The sequence below is a fragment of the Paralysiella testudinis genome, from assembly GCF_016894345.1.
GTDB classification, from domain to species: Bacteria; Pseudomonadota; Gammaproteobacteria; order Burkholderiales; family Neisseriaceae; genus Paralysiella; species Paralysiella testudinis.
On the sequence record NZ_CP069798.1, the window covers coordinates 2,123,053 to 2,142,317 of the forward strand.

At 52.1% G+C, this 19,265-nt stretch carries 15 protein-coding genes; 9 read left to right on the forward strand and 6 right to left on the reverse strand.

Annotated elements, in window-relative coordinates; all coding sequences use genetic code 11:
* Positions 1–42 precede the first annotated feature (42 nt).
* Together JQU52_RS10935 and JQU52_RS10940 are read right to left on the reverse strand one after the other, a co-directional pair.
* Positions 43–1,248, reverse strand: a complete 1,206-nt coding sequence (locus tag JQU52_RS10935) for an acetate kinase (RefSeq protein ID WP_230338518.1) — start codon at positions 1,246–1,248, stop codon at positions 43–45.
* A gap of 132 nt (positions 1,249–1,380) precedes the next feature.
* Positions 1,381–1,917, reverse strand: coding sequence for a C40 family peptidase (locus tag JQU52_RS10940; protein WP_379060866.1), 537 nt, complete (start codon positions 1,915–1,917; stop codon positions 1,381–1,383).
* A 429-nt stretch (positions 1,918–2,346) separates the two neighbouring features.
* Here JQU52_RS10940 and JQU52_RS10945 point away from each other — a divergent pair, with 429 nt between their 5' ends.
* The 8 genes from JQU52_RS10945 (at position 2,347) to JQU52_RS10980 (ending at position 13,927) form a co-directional block, all read left to right on the forward strand.
* On the forward strand, positions 2,347–3,516 hold the full coding sequence (locus tag JQU52_RS10945; RefSeq protein WP_230338519.1) for an NAD(P)H-dependent flavin oxidoreductase: 1,170 nt from the start codon (positions 2,347–2,349) through the stop codon (positions 3,514–3,516).
* Positions 3,517–3,662: 146 nt separating this feature from the next.
* On the forward strand, positions 3,663–4,850 hold the full coding sequence (gene dapC / locus JQU52_RS10950; protein WP_230338520.1) for a succinyldiaminopimelate transaminase: 1,188 nt from the start codon (positions 3,663–3,665) through the stop codon (positions 4,848–4,850).
* A 24-nt stretch (positions 4,851–4,874) separates the two neighbouring features.
* Entirely contained in the window at positions 4,875–5,711 is an 837-nt protein-coding gene (locus JQU52_RS10955) for a TOTE conflict system archaeo-eukaryotic primase domain-containing protein (RefSeq protein WP_230338521.1), read from the forward strand.
* Between the two features lie 13 nt (positions 5,712–5,724).
* The gene (locus JQU52_RS10960) at positions 5,725–7,206 is read left to right on the forward strand and encodes a DEAD/DEAH box helicase (RefSeq protein WP_230338522.1); all 1,482 of its coding nucleotides are present in this window, start codon (positions 5,725–5,727) and stop codon (positions 7,204–7,206) included.
* 337 nt (positions 7,207–7,543) lie between these two features.
* A complete protein-coding gene (locus tag JQU52_RS10965; protein ID WP_230338523.1) occupies positions 7,544–11,209 on the forward strand; it encodes an ATP-binding protein in 3,666 nt (1,221 codons plus the stop codon).
* On the forward strand, positions 11,206–11,829 hold the full coding sequence (locus JQU52_RS10970; RefSeq protein WP_230338524.1) for a condensin complex protein MksE: 624 nt from the start codon (positions 11,206–11,208) through the stop codon (positions 11,827–11,829). Before JQU52_RS10965 ends, JQU52_RS10970 begins: the two co-directional genes overlap by 4 nt.
* Positions 11,826–13,061, forward strand: coding sequence for a hypothetical protein (locus JQU52_RS10975; RefSeq protein WP_230338525.1), 1,236 nt, complete (start codon positions 11,826–11,828; stop codon positions 13,059–13,061). The genes JQU52_RS10970 and JQU52_RS10975 overlap by 4 nt, the downstream gene beginning before the upstream one ends.
* Positions 13,058–13,927: a DUF7281 domain-containing protein gene (locus JQU52_RS10980; RefSeq protein ID WP_230338526.1), complete on the forward strand. Its 870-nt coding sequence runs from the start codon at positions 13,058–13,060 to the stop codon at positions 13,925–13,927. Before JQU52_RS10975 ends, JQU52_RS10980 begins: the two co-directional genes overlap by 4 nt.
* A 22-nt stretch (positions 13,928–13,949) precedes the next feature.
* On the opposite strand, the gene JQU52_RS10985 is transcribed toward JQU52_RS10980, so the two are convergent.
* Positions 13,950–14,366 carry a hypothetical protein gene (locus tag JQU52_RS10985; RefSeq protein WP_230338527.1) on the reverse strand — a complete coding sequence of 139 codons (417 nt, stop codon included), beginning with the start codon at positions 14,364–14,366 and terminating at the stop codon, positions 13,950–13,952.
* Between the two features lie 309 nt (positions 14,367–14,675).
* On the opposite strand from JQU52_RS10985, the gene JQU52_RS10990 reads away from it, so the two are divergent.
* The gene (locus JQU52_RS10990; RefSeq protein WP_230338528.1) at positions 14,676–15,770 is read left to right on the forward strand and encodes an NAD(P)-dependent alcohol dehydrogenase; all 1,095 of its coding nucleotides are present in this window, start codon (positions 14,676–14,678) and stop codon (positions 15,768–15,770) included.
* A gap of 84 nt (positions 15,771–15,854) precedes the next feature.
* On the opposite strand, the gene dut is transcribed toward JQU52_RS10990, so the two are convergent.
* The 3 genes from dut to coaBC all read right to left on the reverse strand — a co-directional run bounded on the left by dut (position 15,855) and on the right by coaBC (position 19,251).
* The gene (dut, locus tag JQU52_RS10995) at positions 15,855–16,307 is read right to left on the reverse strand and encodes a dUTP diphosphatase (protein WP_230338529.1); all 453 of its coding nucleotides are present in this window, start codon (positions 16,305–16,307) and stop codon (positions 15,855–15,857) included.
* 611 nt (positions 16,308–16,918) lie between these two features.
* The gene (locus JQU52_RS11000) at positions 16,919–17,947 is read right to left on the reverse strand and encodes a Hint domain-containing protein (RefSeq protein ID WP_230338530.1); all 1,029 of its coding nucleotides are present in this window, start codon (positions 17,945–17,947) and stop codon (positions 16,919–16,921) included.
* A gap of 122 nt (positions 17,948–18,069) precedes the next feature.
* Positions 18,070–19,251: a bifunctional phosphopantothenoylcysteine decarboxylase/phosphopantothenate--cysteine ligase CoaBC gene (coaBC, locus tag JQU52_RS11005; protein WP_230338531.1), complete on the reverse strand. Its 1,182-nt coding sequence runs from the start codon at positions 19,249–19,251 to the stop codon at positions 18,070–18,072.
* Positions 19,252–19,265: the final 14 nt, after the last annotated feature.

Consider the following 19,265-nt stretch of genomic DNA (forward strand, 5'->3'; position numbering starts at 1 on the left):
CAGCAATGCAGGGATTGTAATGCCGTAACCGTACCACTGCATTTAAATGCTCAACCCGGCCAACTGCGCCGTATCTTGCGCAATCATCAATTCTTCATTAGTAGGAATCACCAGCGCCAGCGGTGTTTTGCCTGGCTGGCTGATAATGCCGGCGCGGCCGAAGCAAGCGGCCAGATTGGCGTCGTGATCAATACTCAGCCCCAATACCGCCAAATGCGACAGCACTTTCTCGCGCACAAAAGTGGAGTTTTCACCAATGCCGCCGGTAAACACCAAGGCATCCAAACGGCCATTGGCCACCGTCATCGCCGCCACATATTTGGCCAAGCGGTAGGCAAATACTTCCAGCGCCAATAAAGCACCTTTATGGCCATTGGCCGCCGCCTCTTCCAGCGTGCGGCAATCGTTGGAAAGATCAGACAAACCCAATAAGCCGCTTTTGTGATTCAGCATGGCGGTGATTTCGGCCATATCCAAATTGGCATTTTCCTGCAAAAACGAAAAAATACTGGGATCAATATCGCCGCTGCGGGTGCCCATGACCAAACCTTCCAGCGGCGTTAAGCCCATGCTGGTATCGCGCGATTGGCCATTCAGCACGGCGGTAATTGACGCACCATTGCCCAAATGGGCAATTACCAAGGCCAGCTCGGTTTCAGCACGCCCCAAGAAACGGGCGGTTTCCTGCGCCACAAAGCGGTAGCTGGTGCCGTGCATACCATAACGGCGCACGCCATACTGGGTATAAAGCTCGGTGGGCACCGCATAGCGGTAGGCCTGCTCAGGCATGGTTTGGTGAAATGCGGTATCAAATACCGCCACGTGCGGCAAATCGGCGAACACCGCTTGCGCTGCGCGGATGCCCAGAATATGTGCGGGATTGTGCAAAGGCGCCAGCACAATACAGGCTTCAATATCGCGCATCACTTGATCGTCAATCAAGGTGGAATGCGTAAAACGCTCGCCGCCGTGCACCACCCGATGCCCCACCGCCGCGATTTTGTGGTGCAGATGATGCACTTTCAACTCGGCCATCAAGGCTTCCACCGCCACAGTGTGGCTGTGATCACCGCCCAACGCCACCTTGTGCTTGTCGCCATCGGCTTTAAAGGTAATAAACGCGTCGGCAAAGCCCAGCTTTTCCGCCACACAGCTTAATAATACCTTGCCGCTTACCACATCCAGCACCGCGCCTTTGAGCGAGGAGCTGCCGCAATTTAAAACCAAAATCAAAGGATGATTACTCATTAAATATTTCTTTCCTTATTCATTACTTAGCCGGTGCTATACGGCGTCAAGGGTGTTTTAAGGGCGTTATTGTACGCAAAATTGCCGCTAATCGGTATTTACAACGCACAGCAATAACACAAAATCATATAATTAACGTAAAAACAAAGTGCGCGCGCCAGTAAAGCGCTGGCTGAAATAGGGTTGGCTTAGCTTGGCGGTGCGGATGGTGCCATTGCTCGAAGGGGCATGAATAAACTCACCATTGCCGATATACAGCCCCATATGCGAATACGGCTGGCCGTTGGTGTTGAAAAACACCAAGTCACCCACACGCAAATCCTGTTGACGAATGGGTGCGGACACCGCCGCAATATCACGCGCAGTACGAGGTAGAGACACTTGCAAAGCGTCTTGGTACAAAAAATGCACCAAACCGCTGCAATCAAAACCGCTATCACGGCTGCTGCCGCCATAGCGATAAGGTGTGCCCACCAAACTCATGCTGCGCAACATCAGCTCCTGCCCACCTGCCTGCTGGCTAATGTGGCTAATGCGAACCAGCTGCAAATGGCTGTTCTGGCTGCGGATTTGCGGTGCTTTTGGCTTGCCGCTACCGCAAGCCACCAAGCCCAACACCATACAGCTCCACATCAGTCCGCGCCAAAATAAACGGGTATTTCGCATCATCTTCTTTTGCCCTTGTATTTTTCGATATCAACATCGAACAGTTGTCACAATCGTGCCGGATGATGACCCCACCGGCAACACAAACCATCACCCATTCCTGCCAAACCAATATCAATATGCATAAACAATTTATACCACAGCCAATAAAGCTTGACATCAACACTGCCCTTACTACAAAATAGAGTCTGAACACTAAAATTACTTATCCACATAAATAAACTGAATTTTGCGCACTCAGCAATATTTATATCCTTATATATGTAATAAAATATATATGTAATAAAATACAAACCATAAAAACAATAGCGCCATACGGGCAAGCAAAGCGGTTTTAGTCACCGCGTCCGCAAATTTATGGCGCCACCAACAACAAACACAAATCACCTATAGCTACACCCACACACCTTTACGCCAACACAGGACAATGCCATGCACGCTTTCTCACCGCTCACCATCCGAGGCCGTTCGCTGATTCCCATCGTACAGGGTGGCATGGGTGTGGGCATCTCTGCCTCAAGCCTTTCCAGCGCCGTGGCACGTGAAAACGGCATTGGCACCATTGCCAGCGTGGACTTGCGCCATCTGCACCCGGATTTGCTGGCACAATCGAAAGAAAACCCCACCCAAGAAAAATACGACACACTCAACCGCATGGCCTTGGATCGTGAAATTCAGGCAGCCTTGGCGCAATCGGAAGGCCGCGGCATGATTGCAGTCAATGTAATGAAAGCCGTTAAAGACCATCCGGCACTGGTGCGTCAGGCTTGCGAATCGGGCGCGCACGCCATCGTGATGGGTGCGGGCTTGCCGCTGGACTTACCGGACATGACCGAAAACCACCCCGATGTGGCTTTGCTGCCGATTTTATCGGAATCGCGCGGCATCGGCATTGTATTGAAACGCTGGATGAAGAAAAACCGCTTGCCCGATGCGATTGTAATCGAGCATCCGGCACACGCTGCCGGCCATTTGGGTGCGGCTACTGTGGCCGGATTGGACGATGGCCGCTTTGAATTCAGCCGCGTATTGGAAGAAACCTTTGAGCTGTTCAAAAAGCTGGATTTGGAACGCGAAAAAATCCCGTTGATTCTGGCCGGCGGCATGGCCAACTTCCAAAAAATCAGCGTGGCGCTGAAAGATTGGGGCGCTTCTGCGGTACAAATCGGCACAGCCTTTGCCGTTACCCGTGAGGGCGATGCCCACATCAACTTCAAGAAAACCTTGGCCGGTGCCGAAGGCGAGCAAATTGTGGAGTTTATGTCGGTGGCGGGCTTGCCCGCGCGCGGCGTGAAAACCAAATTTCTCGACAGCTACCTGAAGCGCGAATCGGTGCTGCAAGCCAATGCCAAAGCCGACCCGCGCCGCTGCACCCAAGGTATTAACTGCTTGTCGGTTTGCGGCCTGCGCGACGGCTTGGAAAAAGTGGGTCAGTTTTGTATCGACCTCAAACTGGCCGCGGCGTGGCGCGGTGAAACCGACAAAGGCCTGTTTTTCCGCGGTAAAGACCCGCTGCCGTTTGGCAACGCCATCCGCAGCGTGCAGGAAACCATCCATTACCTGCTAACCGGGCAAGAAATTCAGGCACAAAAGTCCGCCTAAAGCATTTTTCTGTTTCCCCTAGTTTGGCCGCTGCAAAGCGGCCTTTTTTTGCCTGCGATATACAGAAAACCACCACAGAACATAGACAAGCCTATTTGATGGTGGTATAGAACTCCCATTCTTCCAACCGCACACGCCACCACACCATGAACACCCTGCTCCAGCAACTGCAACCCTATCCTTTTGCCCGTCTGCGCGAAGCCATGCACGGTATTGACGCCCCTGCCGATATCGCGCCAATACCGCTGCACATCGGCGAACCCAAACACCCCACCCCCAAGGTGATTACCCAAGCGCTGGCCGAACATTTGGAAAAATTAGCGCTGTATCCGGCCACCGCCGGGCTGCCTGAACTCAGGCAAGCCTGCGCCGATTGGCTTGCACGCCGCTATAACGGCGTACACGCCGATGCCGACACCGAAATATTGCCGGTATTGGGCAGCCGCGAAGCGCTGTTTGCCTTTGTGCAAGCCGTTATCGACACTTCCGACAAACACAAACCGTTGATTCTGAGCCCCAACCCGTTTTATCAGATTTACGAAGGCGCCGCCTTGCTGGCCGGTGCTGATATTGAATTTGTGAACTGCCTGCCGCCGCGCTTTATGCCCGATTGGCAAAGTATAGACGAAGCACTGTGGCCACGGGTGCAATTGGTGTTTGTGTGCTCGCCCAACAACCCTTGCGGCTCGGTGATGCAGCTGGCCGATTGGCAAACCTTATTTGAACTGCAAGACCGCTATGGCTTTGTGATTGCATCCGACGAATGTTATTCGGAAATCTATTTCGACCAACCACCCATCGGCTGCCTGCAAGCCGCCGCACAACTGGGGCGCAGCAAGCAAGGCTTGGTGATGTTTACCAGCTTATCCAAACGCTCCAACGCCCCGGGCTTGCGCTCCGGCTTTGTGGCGGGCGACGCCCAATTGCTCAGCCATTTCCTGCATTACCGCACCTACCACGGTAGCGCCATGAGCGTGCCGGTGCAATATGCCAGCATCGCCGCCTGGCAAGACGAAACCCATGTGGCCGAAAACCGCCGCCTCTACCGCGAAAAATTCGATCAGGTGGTGCCAATTTTGCGCCAATGTTTTGAAGTGAACTGGCCGGATGCCTCGTTTTATCTGTGGCTGAAAGTGCCCGATGGCGACGACTTGGCCTTTGCACAAAAATTGTGGCGCGAGGCCTCCATCCAAGTGCTGCCCGGCCGCTTCCTAGGGCGCGACAGTGCCGACGGCAATGCCGGCGAAGGCTATGTGCGCATTGCATTGGTGGCACCGCTAGCGCAATGCGTGGCCGCCGCCCACAGCATGGTTAAACTGTTTCAGGCAGCCTGAATAAATTCAGGTTCTTCCATATTTATGCCCACCACTGCGCCTGAAAACACCCAAACCGCCTTACTGCAAGCCGAAATCCAACGCCTGCGTACACTGCTGGATCAGGCCGGTATCGACTGGCGGCCACAACCATATCCACAGCCTGCCGCCGCGCAGCAAACCGGCAAAACAATGTCGGCAGAGGCCAAAATCGCCTTATTCCGCCAACTGTTTCGCGGGCGTGAAGATGTGTATCCGCTGCGCTGGCAGTCGCGCCAAGATAAAGCCGGTTACAGCCCCGCTTGCGCCAACGAATGGCAGGCGGGTGTGTGCGGCAAGCCTAAAATCAAATGTTCCACCTGCCCCAACCGCCGTTTTCTGCCCCTCACCGAGCAAACGGTTTACCGCCATCTGGCCGGTTTACACACCATCGGCATTTATCCCTTGCTCCCCGACGACACTTGCTATTTTTTGGTCATGGATGTCGATAAGGGCGATTGGCAGGCGGATGCCGCCGCCGTGGTATACAGCTGCCGCGAGTTGCAAATCCCCGTGAGCGTTGAGCAATCCCGCTCCGGCAACGGCGCCCATTTGTGGTGGTTTTTTGCCGATGCCGTACCGGCCAGCCTAGCGCGACAACTGGGTGCCGCCTTAATCAGCCACACCTGCCGCCAAACCCGCCAGCTGTCACTACAAAGCTATGACCGCTTATTTCCCAATCAAGATACCTTGCCCAAAGGCGGCTTGGGCAATCTGATTGCCCTGCCACTGCAAAAACAACCGCGTGCACAAGGTTACAGCGAATTTGTGGACGAATATTTTCGCCCGTTTGCCGATCAATGGGCTTATCTACGCAGTATCAAGCCTTTTAAAGCTGCCTGAAGTAGAAGCCGCATTGGCCCGTGCCGGTGGCGGACAATATGCGCTTGATGTGGCCTTTATCGAAGCAGAAGATTTGGCCGAACCTTGGCAAGCGCGGCAGCAAACCTTGCCGCCACCCAACACCAAACTGCCCGCACAAATCAAACTAATCTTGGCACAACAGGTTTTTATCGAAAAAAACGGCCTTCCCCAAGCGCTAAGCAATCGCCTTATCCGCTTGGCCGCCTTTGCCAACCCCGAATTCTACAAAGCCCAAGCCATGCGCCTGCCCGTATGGAACAAACCGCGCATTATTGGCTGTGCCGAAAACTACCCCCAACACATCGCCCTGCCGCGCGGCTGCTTGGATGCCGTGCTCGATTTGCTCGCCGACCACCGGATTGAGGCCCACATCGAAGACAAACGACAATCCGGCACGCCCCTACCGTGCACCTTTTCAGGCAGCCTGCGCCCGGAACAAGAAGCGGCCGTTAACGCCCTGCTACCACACCCAAACGGCATACTCTGCGCATCCACCGCGTTCGGCAAAACCATTACCGCCGCCGCCATCATTGCACAGCGGCAAACCAGCACCCTGATTCTGGTACACCGCGCCGAATTGCTGCGCCAATGGCGCCAACGCCTGCACGACTTTCTTAAACTGGGCGAAAACACCATCGGCAGCCTCGGTGCAGGCAAAGGCACACTTAACGGCAAGCTCGACATCGCCCTACTGCAAACCCTGTCGCGCCGACAAGACCTAGCCGAACTGCTGGCACCCTATGGGCAAATCATTGTCGACGAATGCCACCACATCTCCGCCGTTTCGTTTGAACAAACCCTCAAACAAGCCCCTGCCCGCCATATACTGGGCTTAACCGCCACCCCCACCCGCCGCGACGGCCACCAGCCCATCGTCTTGATGCAATGCGGAAAAATCCGCCACCACGCCCAAACCGGCGCCGGCCTGCCGCAGCAACGCCTGATTTTGCTGCGCCACACCGACACACCCGATTTACCCGGCAGCCGCATTCAAGACTTATTCCGCCACATCGTCCACCACCATCCCCGCAACCGGCAAATCATTGCCGATGTTCAAGCAGCCTATCAACAAGGCCGCAAAATCCTTTTGCTCACCGAACGTACCGACCACTTGCTGCTGCTGGCCGCAATGCTGCCTGAAACCTGCCCGCCCATCATCCTGCACGGGCGGCTGTCGAAAAAACAGCGCCTAGCCGCTTTTGCGCAACTGCAAAACCTACCGTCCGAGCACTCGCGCCTGCTTCTCGCCACCGGCCGCCTGATTGGCGAAGGCTTCGATCACCCGCCGTTGGACACCCTGTTTCTGGCCATGCCGGTATCTTGGCAAGGTACCCTACAACAATACGCCGGCCGCCTGCACCGCCCCAGCCCCGGCAAATCAGCTCTGCATATCTACGATTGGTGGTGTCCTGAAAAGTATGCTGCTGAAAAAAGCAAGATCCAGCAAGGTAAAAGTCATGGTGCAGGGAAATAAGAAACTATAGATAAGCAGGGTTTTTTCTGTTTCGCTTATGCAAATAATAGTCTTATTTTTTGCCTAAAATATAGGCAGCATACTTTTCAGGACACCACCCTACGATTATGTCGACAACAACATCCCCATGCTGCTGCGCATCGCCGACAAAAGGCGCAAAACCTGGACAGCGATCGGCTACCGGCTGCTGACAGAAATCGCCCAAGCAGGTTTAAACCTATAAGCAATCATCCATTATTGATATGAACAATATTCGATTCTCGCTCTGAGCTTATTCTGCCTGCATGCCACACATGATATTATTTGGCCGAAACCATATTTACGGAAATCAGTTGCAATGCATTACAGCCTGCAAAACATCATTCTGCACCACTCTTACTTTCGCCATAAGCGTGTCAAAATCCCCTGCTTCGGCCATACCAACAATACCGGCGACAATGGTGCCGGCAAAACCTCTGCATTACAGCTGATTCCGGTATTTTATGGCTATCCGCCCGAGTCCTTTATGTCTCGTGCCGCCGGAAAAGACAGCTTTCTCGATTATTATCTGCCGCACACCCACAGCATGATTGTATTTGAATACCAACGTCCCGGCGGCATGTGCTGTGCGATACTTTATCGCCACCCACACAGCCCGAAACTGATTTACCGCTTTGCAAGCGGCGCCGCAGATCAAACCTTATTCACCGACAACACCGCCGATCATTTCAGCCAAAACGGCACCACTGCCGACCTATTCAAACTCCTGGAAAAACAAGAAATATACGTCAGCGGGCAAATCGGCACCATCAGCGACTACGCTGCGGTATTGGGCAATACTCAGGCACGTTTGCGCCGCAGCCAAGATAAACGCCTCAGCATTTATGCCCGCGATTTTTCTTTATGCCCTGCCGGTACCCAAATGCAGCACATCGGCGAGCTCACCGGCGTATTGCTGAATACCGGGCAGCTGCTCAACCAATTGCGACGTATGCTGGCCACCACCCTGATGGCAACAATCAGCATCAACAAAAAACCCTTGCACGACAAAAACAGCCGCCTACCCGAAACCATCCGCAGCCTGCACCTACTAACCCAAGAAAAAACCAAGCTGGAACAAGGCGTCATCGAAGCCAAAGCCATGCGCAATACACTTAACGACTTGGCCGTACAACGCCATCAGGCATACCGATTATCGAGCCGAATCCAAACAGAAGAAAACCGCCTGAACGCCGAAAAAGAGCAACTGAAAGAGCAAAACCAAACACTGGAATCCCTATTCACCCAACAGCTCAGCATATTCGCAGAAGAAAAGGCCACTCAGGAAGGCTGCCTGAAAAGCACTCAAAAACAATTAAAAATGCTCAACAAACAACAAGAAAACTACCGCCGCGACAATATGGCCGGGCAAGAACGTGAGCTGGCCAACCTCTCGCAATATGAGGATGAATACCAAGCTGCTTATCGGTTTTACAACACCCTGCATGAATCCGAACGCCTGATTATCGAAAATTTCCAACGAAACTGCCGTGAAGTGGAGCAACAAGCAGGCAAACAGAAAAACGCTTTACTGCAGCAGCAAAAAAGTGAGCAGCAAAAATTCCGCCAAACACAAACCCGCCTCCAAGAGGCACTCGAAAAACTGCGACAGCAAGAACGGCAAGAAGAAGGCTGCCTGAAAGCCCAACACCAGCAAGAAGCAATGGTTTTGATTCAAGCACGGTCGGATACCAAAGCCGCCATCGGCCCTGCCGTTTTGCCCACACCGGAAGAAGCAGAAGAACTATCTGATTACAACAATCAAATCAACCAAGCCGAAACACAACAACACCATGCCGCCCGTGCAGCCGCCACTGCCGAGCAACAACACCGCCAAGCCGAGCAAAGCCACAAAACAGCCGTAGCCGTATGCGAGGAAACCGAAGGCCACATCCGCCGGCTGGATCAAGAACAACAAAAGCTAAGAGAGATTTTGTTTGGCGAAGGCAATTTATTGTCATTTCTGCGCCAAAGCGGCACCGACTGGCATCAGGATATTGCCAAGATAATCAATCCCGACCTATTACTGCACAAAAGTTTGCAGCCGCAATGGCATGCCAACCAACACAATTTTTACGGCCTGAGCATCGACACCCGCCAATTAGCATTGCCCGCAGAAGCTGCCGATGAAGCCACCCAGCAACAACGCTGGAACCGTCTGCAAGAAAAGATGGGCTTATTGCAACGCCAGCTTACCGAACAACAAAACACCGCTGCCGCCTTATTTCAGGCAGCCGCCAATGCCCAAACCGCTTGGACGCAAAAAACCATTGCGGCCAGCCGCGCGGAACAACACACCCTCTCACTCAAACAAGCCTTAAATCAAGCCAAAATCCGCCATGTTCAAACTGCCAATGAGCGTCGGCAAGCAGCTGAAGAAACCGCGCAGCAGGCCGAAACCGATTTGGAGCAACAACAGCAACAGCATCAACAAGCCCAAGCAGATCTACAACACAAATTTTTCATCAAACAACAGCAGTTCCAAGCACAAATAACGCAAACTAAAGATGAGTTTGACGCCATTTTGGTTGATTTTGATGAACGCAACGCCGCCATCGAACAACACACCGAAGCACAAATTGCCGCATTGAGTCATAGCCGTGACCGCGCCTTGGCCACAGAAGGGGTAGATCCGAAAACACTAAAGCAGGCAGAACAAAAACTGCAGGCTGTGGAAACAAAAATAGAGCGCATCAAAAAAACACGCGAAAGCGTTTACCGATACCAACAATGGCTAGCAAACGAATGGCCGCAACACAATCACCTGATTGAAGAAGCAGAAGCACAGGAGATTGCACTCGCCCACTTACAAAGCCAAATCGAAAATCTGCGCAATCAACACACGCAAGCACAGCGGCAAATAACGCAAAAACAGCAGATTTTGAATCAAAAAGCCGCACGGCACAGCCAGCAACAAGACATGCTGAAGACTTTATTACATAAACTCAACGATACCCTCAGCACTGATTTGACAGATGAAACTTCGAAAAATACCGAACAGACAGAACTGGATAAGCTGCCGTTTGATGCCTTTACAGCCACCGTACAAAACAGTTTGGTGCGGCAGCAAGAGCAAGAAAAAACCTTAAAACAAGCCGTACTGGCCGCCAACACCGCCTTGCAGCACGGCGATTTGGCACAGGCATGGCAAGACCGCATGGCCGCTTACCATCACTTTCCATTCGGCACCCTGCCGTATAATTTGGCCGCCATGGACCAAATTGCCGAAATGCTGCAATATGACATCCCGCAAACCATCAGCAGCAATATCCAAACCTTCCGCTCGGTGGCCGATGGCATACACAATTATTATCAGGATTTGCAAAACTTTAACCACCAAGTACAACGGCTGTCCAAGCGACTGTCGGCACAAATCAACGCCGAACACGGTTTCCCGGCTTTAAGCGATATTCAAATCCGACTGACTTCCGCTATTGAAGACGAAAGCCTATACAACGGTTTAAAAATCTTTGCTCACAAATGGGAAGACGAAAGCGAGCCGAACAGGCTGCCTGAAGACAAAATGCTGGAAGCTTTTACCAATGCCCTGCATATTTTGGAACACAGCAACATCAATACCGAGCAAACCGCGTCACTGATTCACTTGGAAATCAGCTGTAAAGAACAAGGCCGTCCGTTTGTACTCAGCCACCATACCAATCTGAAAAAAAGCAGCAGCGAAGGCATTTCCACCCTACTCACCGTGGTGTTGTTCGCCAGCCTTACCCGCTATCTGTGCCCGGATCCCGACACCGTTATCCACTGGCCTTTGGATGAATTAGGGCGCTTATCCAGCGGTAATATCCGCCTCTTATTTGAATTTATGGACAAACAGCACATCCGCCTGTTTTGTGCCCAACCAGAACTCAATGCCTTATTGTCGAACTTATTTGTCTGTAAAAACGACATCGACCGCAATATCGGCGTAGTACATTACCAAGCCGCCAAACGCAGCGCCAACCCTTTGCTGGAGCACCCACAATGAGCAACTATTTTAGCGATATCTGCCACCAGCTGCTTTCCGGCAACATCATCGACCAAGTACGTTTTCCACATCTTTATGATGAATTGACCAACGAAGATTTCTTAAATCAAGTCAACGACTTTTTGGCCAAATTGCAACGGCGCTGCACCGGCACCGCCAATGGCAGCGGCTATTACTGTGTTTACACCGATGCCCGCTCACCCGAAGTACAAGCCGCTGTACGCCGGCAATTCAACGAATGGGCAGAAAAAATAGAACCTTTACTGATGTGGCTGCGTTTGTGCCGCAATGTAAGCGAAAACGACCATCCCATCAGAAGCGGTGAAATCATACGGCACAGCGAATTATTGGTGCACATTGAGCAGTCCGAACGCGCCCGCAGTCAGCTTGCCGAAATCATCAAACTGCTGGAGCGCAAAAGCAGCGAAGCCAAAGAACAGCTCAACAGCCTGCTGGGGTATTTGGAAAAAGAACACTATCTTTATCCCATCAACAACAGCGGTGCGGTATACCGCGCCACCGCCAAATGGGATTTGCTGTACGAACAGCTGGCCTATATTGCCGCATGCGAAAATATCTCCTTGGCAGAGAATCCGGCTGAACAGGAAGTTTTATTATGAGCCAACACAAACATCCTGCCAGCGCCGCCGCCCGCACCCTAGCCCGATATATGGATGATATCCTTACCGCTATCCAGCGCAATAACGGCTTGATTGAAAATACCGCGGCCAATCAAACACTGATTCAAGCCTTGAATCAGCATGCCTTGGGCTACCCTGCCGCCGAATTGGATGGTTTGATTTTGCACAGCACCGTGGTGCGTTTTGTACGCCATTATGAAAGCCGTTTCCGCTTTCACCAAAGCAGCGGCAACATTGCCCTGATTTTGGACAACATCAAAGAAAAAGCTGAGCTATATCGGTTTTCCTGCAGCAGAAGCAGCGTCGACAGCCTGGTTTTTGAGCGGGAGCTGTGCGATGAAATCAGCCTGCTGGCTGAAGCCCTGCTCAATATATGCCACCATTTCTCAGCGCAGGTTTATGAAGAAATGGCCACCATTGCCGACTTGGAAATTCGCATCCGCTTCAACGAAAACCAGCTTGCCGAGCTGCAAAAACTCAACGATATACTCGGTGGCTTGAATAACGACAAAATCAATGAGCTTGGCTCACAAGACCCCGATTTGGAGCAGCTATTACGCCGCATATTGAAGCCGGCGCTGGACAAATGCCGCCGGGAAACCATTGATGCCGCCCACCGTTTGAATGCAGAGCTGCTTCGCTGGAAAAAAGACCTGCACAGCCAACAAACCAACCGCTTGCTCGAAAACCTGCTACGCCATTATCAGCACCACCCGCACTACCGCCCGGACAGCAATATCCTTCAAACAGCACCCGAATTTTTTTATACTGCTCAAGATCATTTCAGCGCCTATGCCGATTTAAGCGACCCGGACGGCCACGAAATCTATGCTGATCTGGCAGAAAAAGCCGCCGAAAAACGCTTAAAGGCAACGGAGCCTGCGCCAAACCAAACAGTAACCGAGCCGGTAACTATTCAAGCCTTTGATACCGTTATCGAAACATCTTCTGCGCTAATAGAGCGCATACAATGGTTTTTTGAAGCTTTGCAGCAAACAAACGACAGTACATCACTCAGCGGTATCGAAACATACAAACAATTGCAACCGCCGATTGATGCCGACACATGGCTGCTGATGCTGACCACCCATTACCGCAGCCACAAAGACAGCTTCTACCCCGCATTAACCTTGCATTTTCATAGTGAAACCATGCCCAACTACAATGGCAACCGCATCGTGCACGATATCGTTATCGAAAGAGCCGCATGAACAAAAATACGTTAATGCAGATTCAAAAAGCCTTGCGCGAACGGCCAACTCATGTAAAAGCCAATAAAATCTGGCAGCAACTGCACCACGAAGAAAATATCGGCACCCCCGGCAGCGGTGGCCTTATCTTGTCTGAGTCTGATCTCAGCCACTTGGAAACCATTTACGCACGGCACAGCAAACAATCAGCAGAACACCGCCTACCCAAGCACAGTGACCGCATGGATACAGCAGCCGTCTACCGCAACGAAAAATACAGCGCCCGAAACGTGTTTGCCGATATGCTGGTGTTTGCCGCACCTCATGCCACACTGCCACTGAAACAAGGGCATGTTCCCGGTGGCATTAAAGGGCTGGTGCCCACAGTAATGCTGCCTGAATTAGCCATTGCCGATATTCACAAACTGATTGTGGTTGAAAACGGCAATATGCTTACCCGCTGGCACGATTGGCATCTTCTACTGCCCGAAAACTGGCAAGATGCACTGTTGCTCTACCGTGGTCACGGCCAAAACAGCAAACAAGTGCGCCAATTAATTAACTTGCTACCTGAAAATAGCAAGCTGGCCATTTACCCTGATTTCGATCCTGCCGGCTTGGGCATTGCGGCAGATTTTGCCCAATTGCGCCATTTTTCTGTGGCTATACCTCAAAATTGGCCGCAATTACGCCGTAACCACCCTGATAACCAAGAAGCGCAATTTATCCGCCAAACCCAAAGCACTATTGATGCTGCCTTAACGAAAAAACTTCAACCATTTCCACCATTAACCCTAATGCTGGCACATTTAAAACAGCAACATCTCGCACTTATGCAGGAAAACTGCCTGCGCTTAGGCGGTTTGCAAATGGTAGAAATAAAATAACGCTGTAACACCAAACTGCTGTCTACCAAGCACAACGATACCCATACGGTCGCCCATAGCGATAAGCCGGGCACATAAACATATCGTCCATCATGTGCTCACGCAGGCGCAGCTGTTGCTCGGCTTGCAATTGCATTTGGTTGAGGTGGTTTTGCCATGCCAGCCGGTAGCAGCTTTGAAACAAAGGCTCGCTGATTTTTTGCCGGTAGTTTTGTGCCGCCGCTGCGGTGGCTTCTGCAGTAAAGAAATCGGGATCAGCGGCCTGCTGGCGCATCAATGCTGCGGTTTCGGCATCGCATTGCGCCGCCAAGGCAACCGCCAACGCTTGTTGTTGGCGGTATTGCTGTGCCTGCTGCTCGGCGCGTTGTTCCGGCGTGAGGGCGCAGGCTGCCAGCAATACTGCCAAAAAACCCATCCATAACTTGAAAATGCGTTTCATCGTCAATACCACCTTTACTCAAATAAGCCAGAATATAAAGTAAAACTACCACAAAACCGCATGAGAATGCGGCCGGATTCACAGCCATTTTGTTAAAAAATAGCCTGATACCACAAATTCAATTTGATTCAAATCAAACCACCAGCCGCATTACGCTTTTTTTACCTTTTATTGCATGGCAACAAGCGGAACGACAAGGCTAAACTTTGTTAAAGATTAAAGCGCGTAATAAGCCATAAACCGCCCTATCAGCTGAAACAATCCGCTTTGATTTTTTACGACAAATACAACAAACAAAGGAGCCGCAACATGAGCATGATGAAAGCCGCTGTTTTTCTGGAAAAAGGCCGTATTGAGCTGGTTGACAAGAAAATCCCCGATGTCGGCCCCAACGATGCGTTGGTAAAAATCACCACCACCACCATTTGCGGCACCGATGTGCATATTTTGAAGGGCGAATATCCGGTGGCGAAAAACCTCACCGTGGGGCATGAGCCGGTGGGCATTATTGAAAAACTGGGCAGCAATGTGAAAGGCTACCATGAAGGCCAGCGGGTGATTGCCGGTGCCATTTGCCCCAGCTTTACTTCCTATCCTTCGCAAGATGGGTTCCCCTCGCAAGACGGTGCCTATCTCCAAGAAGACGGCACCTGCTCCTGCCACGGCTACAAGGCCACTGCGGGCTGGCGCTTTGGTAATATGATCGACGGCACTCAGGCCGAATATGTGCTGGTGCCGGATGCGCAAGCCAATCTGGCGCCGATTCCGGATGGTTTGAGCGATGAAGAAGTGCTGATGTGTCCGGATATTATGTCCACCGGTTTTAAGGGCGCGGAAAACGCCGATATTAAAATCGGCGATATTGTGGTGGTGTTTGCGCAAGGCCCCATCGGCTTGTGCGCCACCGCCGGCGCGCGTTTGCGCGGTGCCAGCACAATTATTGCGGTAGACGGCAACGATGCCCGCTTGGCAATGGCCAAAAAACTGGGCGCCACGGTAACGCTGAATTTCAATAATGTGGATGTGGTGGACGAAGTGATGAAGCTCACCGGCGGGCGCGGTGCCGATGCCAGCATTGAATGCTTGGGCTTGCAGGCCACGTTTGAGCAGGCTTTGCGCGTGCTCAAACCCGGCGGCACTTTGTCGAGCCTAGGTGTGTATTCGCAAGACCTCACCATTCCGATGCAGTATTTTGCGGCGGGCTTGGGCGACCACACCATCCGCACAGCCTTGTGCCCCGGCGGCAAAGAGCGTATGCGCCGCCTGATGAATGTGGTGCAAAGCGGCGGCGTAGACTTGAAGCCGCTGGTTACCCACACTTATCAGCTGGATGATATTGTGGAAGCCTACGATTTGTTTGCCCATCAGCGTGACGGCGTATTGAAAGTGGCGATTAAGCCGTAAATCATTTGATTGCAGGATAAAAGGCTGCCTGAAATGGTTTCAGGCAGCCTTTATTATGGCTTCAATTGTATATTTGCCGTATTTTTAATGTTGGCCGGTACTGCCAAATCCGCCTTCGCCACGTTGGCTGGCGGCAAATTCGTCCACCACTTCAAACACCGCTTGCGCCACCGGCACCACCACCATTTGCGCGATGCGCTCCAGCGGGGCGATGGTGAAGGCTTGGTGGCTGCGGTTCCACAGCGACACTTTCAATTCGCCCTGATAATCCGAGTCAATCAGCCCCACCAAATTGCCCAGCACAATGCCGTGTTTATGCCCCAAGCCCGAGCGCGGCAGCAGCACGGCGGCATAGGCGGGATTGGCCAAGTGGATGGCGATGCCGGTGGGCACCAGATACACCTCGCCCGGTTGCAAAACGACCGGCGCGTCCAAGCAGGCACGCAAGTCCAGCCCGGCGGCACCGGCGGTGGCGTATTGCGGCAGTTGGTCGGCCATTTGGGGATTAAGGATTTTTAATTCTACGGTGGGGTTCATAAAGGTTTTCCAAATTAAATGGTTGCTTATTGCTGCTTAATTATTGAAGATACACATTCAATGTTTTAAGGCTGTCTGAAAGGCAAAACCGTTATTGCCGAGGTTGATTCGGCAATCCATTTGTGTGTTTCAGGCAGCCTAAACAAAATAATGACGCTTGATACGGGTGCGCAACTTCAGCTGCTTCATTTATACCAAATCTAAAAATAGCCTAACTCAGTTGCGTGCTACCTGTACAGCCTACGGCCAAGCCCAAAGAGCACGACTTACCGAGGTGCTGAAACGCCCAGTAAATCAGCTCCGTTTTGTGATCTTATACCAATTTTAAAAATAACCTTACAAAATAAAAGCAGTTCGACAGCAGCATCTGCGTAGGTCGGATTCTTGAATCCGACATTTGGCCATCGGCCAAAGTAATGTGAGTACTTTGCTCTGCGAACCAGTGTCGGATTCAAGAATCCGACCTACGGGCTTATTTTTAGCATTGGTTTAATCTTCAAAAGGCTGCCTGAAAACCTTTTCAGGCAGCCTTGTTTTATCTGCACAGAATGTGCCTAGGCGCAATGGATTTAGATACTCACTGCCCTCCATCTTTGGTGCGCGCCTCGATTTCATCCAAGGGCTCCCTCCCGTTGGGTTTTATCGCAATTGGTGTTGTACACCAAAATACCGGATCGGGTCACGCAATAGGTATGGTAGTCCTCCACCTCTATATTGTAGACATCGGTTAAATATGGCTGATAAGTGCGTTGCCCCTGCTCATCCACAGCCAGCAGCATTTCATCGTTGCGTACATGGAGCGCTACTGCCCGCTGAAATGTGTAATCATTGTCTTTAGATAGGGTTAAATCATAAATATGACCAATTGCTGATTGTTCCCAATCATATCTATCACTATAGCCCTGAACCCAAACAGCATTATTATCAGGTACAGCATAGAGTGGTCTGACCATTTCCACTACACGATAATTATTCTGCCAATCCAATACCACATCACCGCGTTCAAGCTGATCCACCCGCTTCCATAACGGCTGCTCGTATAGGGTATAGGTATAGGGGGTGGCGACAAACTCACTCAGTGCCTCGAATTTCTCATTCCAGTCATCATCGCGCTCGACATCTACCTCCAACTCAACCCTACCCAGCTCACCAAAGCGGCTTTGGATAAACAGATTATTGACCGCACCATACACACACACCGGGTGGTTAGGGGTGGCAGCAAACCGCGCTCCCCCAGATTCTCTTTTAAGCTTTGGATTGCCAATCTCAACAAGCCATACTGCTTTATTTTCAAACTTAAAGGTATTCACCACCCGTTTCTGCACCGCCTCACCGATGCCGTTTTCCGGGCGCGCCATCACCAGATCGCCCACTTTCAGTTCGTCAATCGGCGTCCAGCCCTCTTGTGTTTCCACCAGTGTGCCTTTGATAAAGCAGCCGATGGTCGACGACTGCATGTTTTCTGTGGCTTTGGTCTGGATAAAGCGGTGCATGGCATCGCCGGACAAGCCTTCTTGAATCGCATCGGCTTTAAAATCCGCCAGCGAGCAAGCCGGGAAGAATAAATTGAAATTGCTCTGCGCATTGCCATCGGCAACGGCAACGGCAACGGCAACGGCACGGATGGTGGCGCTAATCATGGCAGATTTCCTTTACTAATGGCCGATTTCATATTTCAGGCAGCCTGAAAATAAGGCTTTGCTGATGAAATCCATTTATTTTTAAGAGCTTATTTGCAATTTTTGTATAGGTTGAGCACAGTCTAAACCAACAAACCCGCCAAATGCGCCACAATTGCGGTGGCGGTGTCGGCTTTGCTCATGTGCGGCAGTGCGGTTTCGCCGTGTTGGTCTAAGATAGTAACTTGATTGCTGTCTTTGCCCATGGCTTGCGCTACTTGGTTAGCCACCAGCATGGGAATGTTTTTCTTGGCGCGCTTAATGCGGGCATATTCCAGCACCCGTTCGCTTTCGGCGGCAAAGCCCACGCAAAACGGCGGCTGCGGCAAGGCGGCCACGGAAGCGAGGATGTCGGGGTTTTCGGCCAGTTCAATCAGCGGCGGGCTGCCGGAAAGGTCTTTTTTCAGTTTTTGCGCGTGGCTGTTTTTCACTTTGTAGTCGGCCACCGCGGCCACGGCAATAAAAATATCTTGGCGGCCGATATGGCGGTGTACGGCGGCATACATGGCTTCGGCGCTCACGGCTTGCACGGCTTGCGCCAATCCGGCCGGAATCGGTGCCTGCACTTGCCCGTAAATCAGGGTTACTTCGGCACCGGCAGCACGGCAGGCGCGCGCCAAAGCCAAGCCCATTTGGCCGCTGGAAATATTGGTGATGCCGCGCACGGGGTCGATGGCTTCAAAGGTGGCACCGGCGGTGAGCAGCACTTTTTTGCCCGCCAGCGTTTGCGGCGTCGACACATCGGCCAGTAAGTCGGCCAACTCCACCGCTTCGAGCATACGCCCCACGCCCACTTCGCCGCAGGCTTGCTCGCCGCTGGCCGGCTCGAAGATATGTACGCCGTCTTGGCGCAATTGGGCAATATTGCGTTGATTGGCCGGGTTAAACCACATCTCCACATTCATGGCAGGGGCTACGGCCAGCGGGCATTTGCGGGCGGCGGCCAGATTGGTGAGCAAATTATCGGCCACGCCGTGGGCGATTTTGGCCAAGGTATTGGCGGTGGCCGGGGCAATCAGCATCACATCGGCGGCGCGGGTAAGGTTGATGTGTGCCATGCCGTTGCCATCGCCGCTGCCGTGGGTGTCTACCAGCACTGGATTGCCACTGAGCGCTTGAAAGGTATTGGGATGCACAAACTCGGTGGCCGCACGGCTCATGGCCACACTCACTTCATGCCCTTGCTTTTTCAGCAGCCGCACCAATTCGCACGATTTATAAGCGGCAATGCCGCCGCTGATGCCCAATAAAATATGTTTGCTCATGGTAAAGGCTGCCT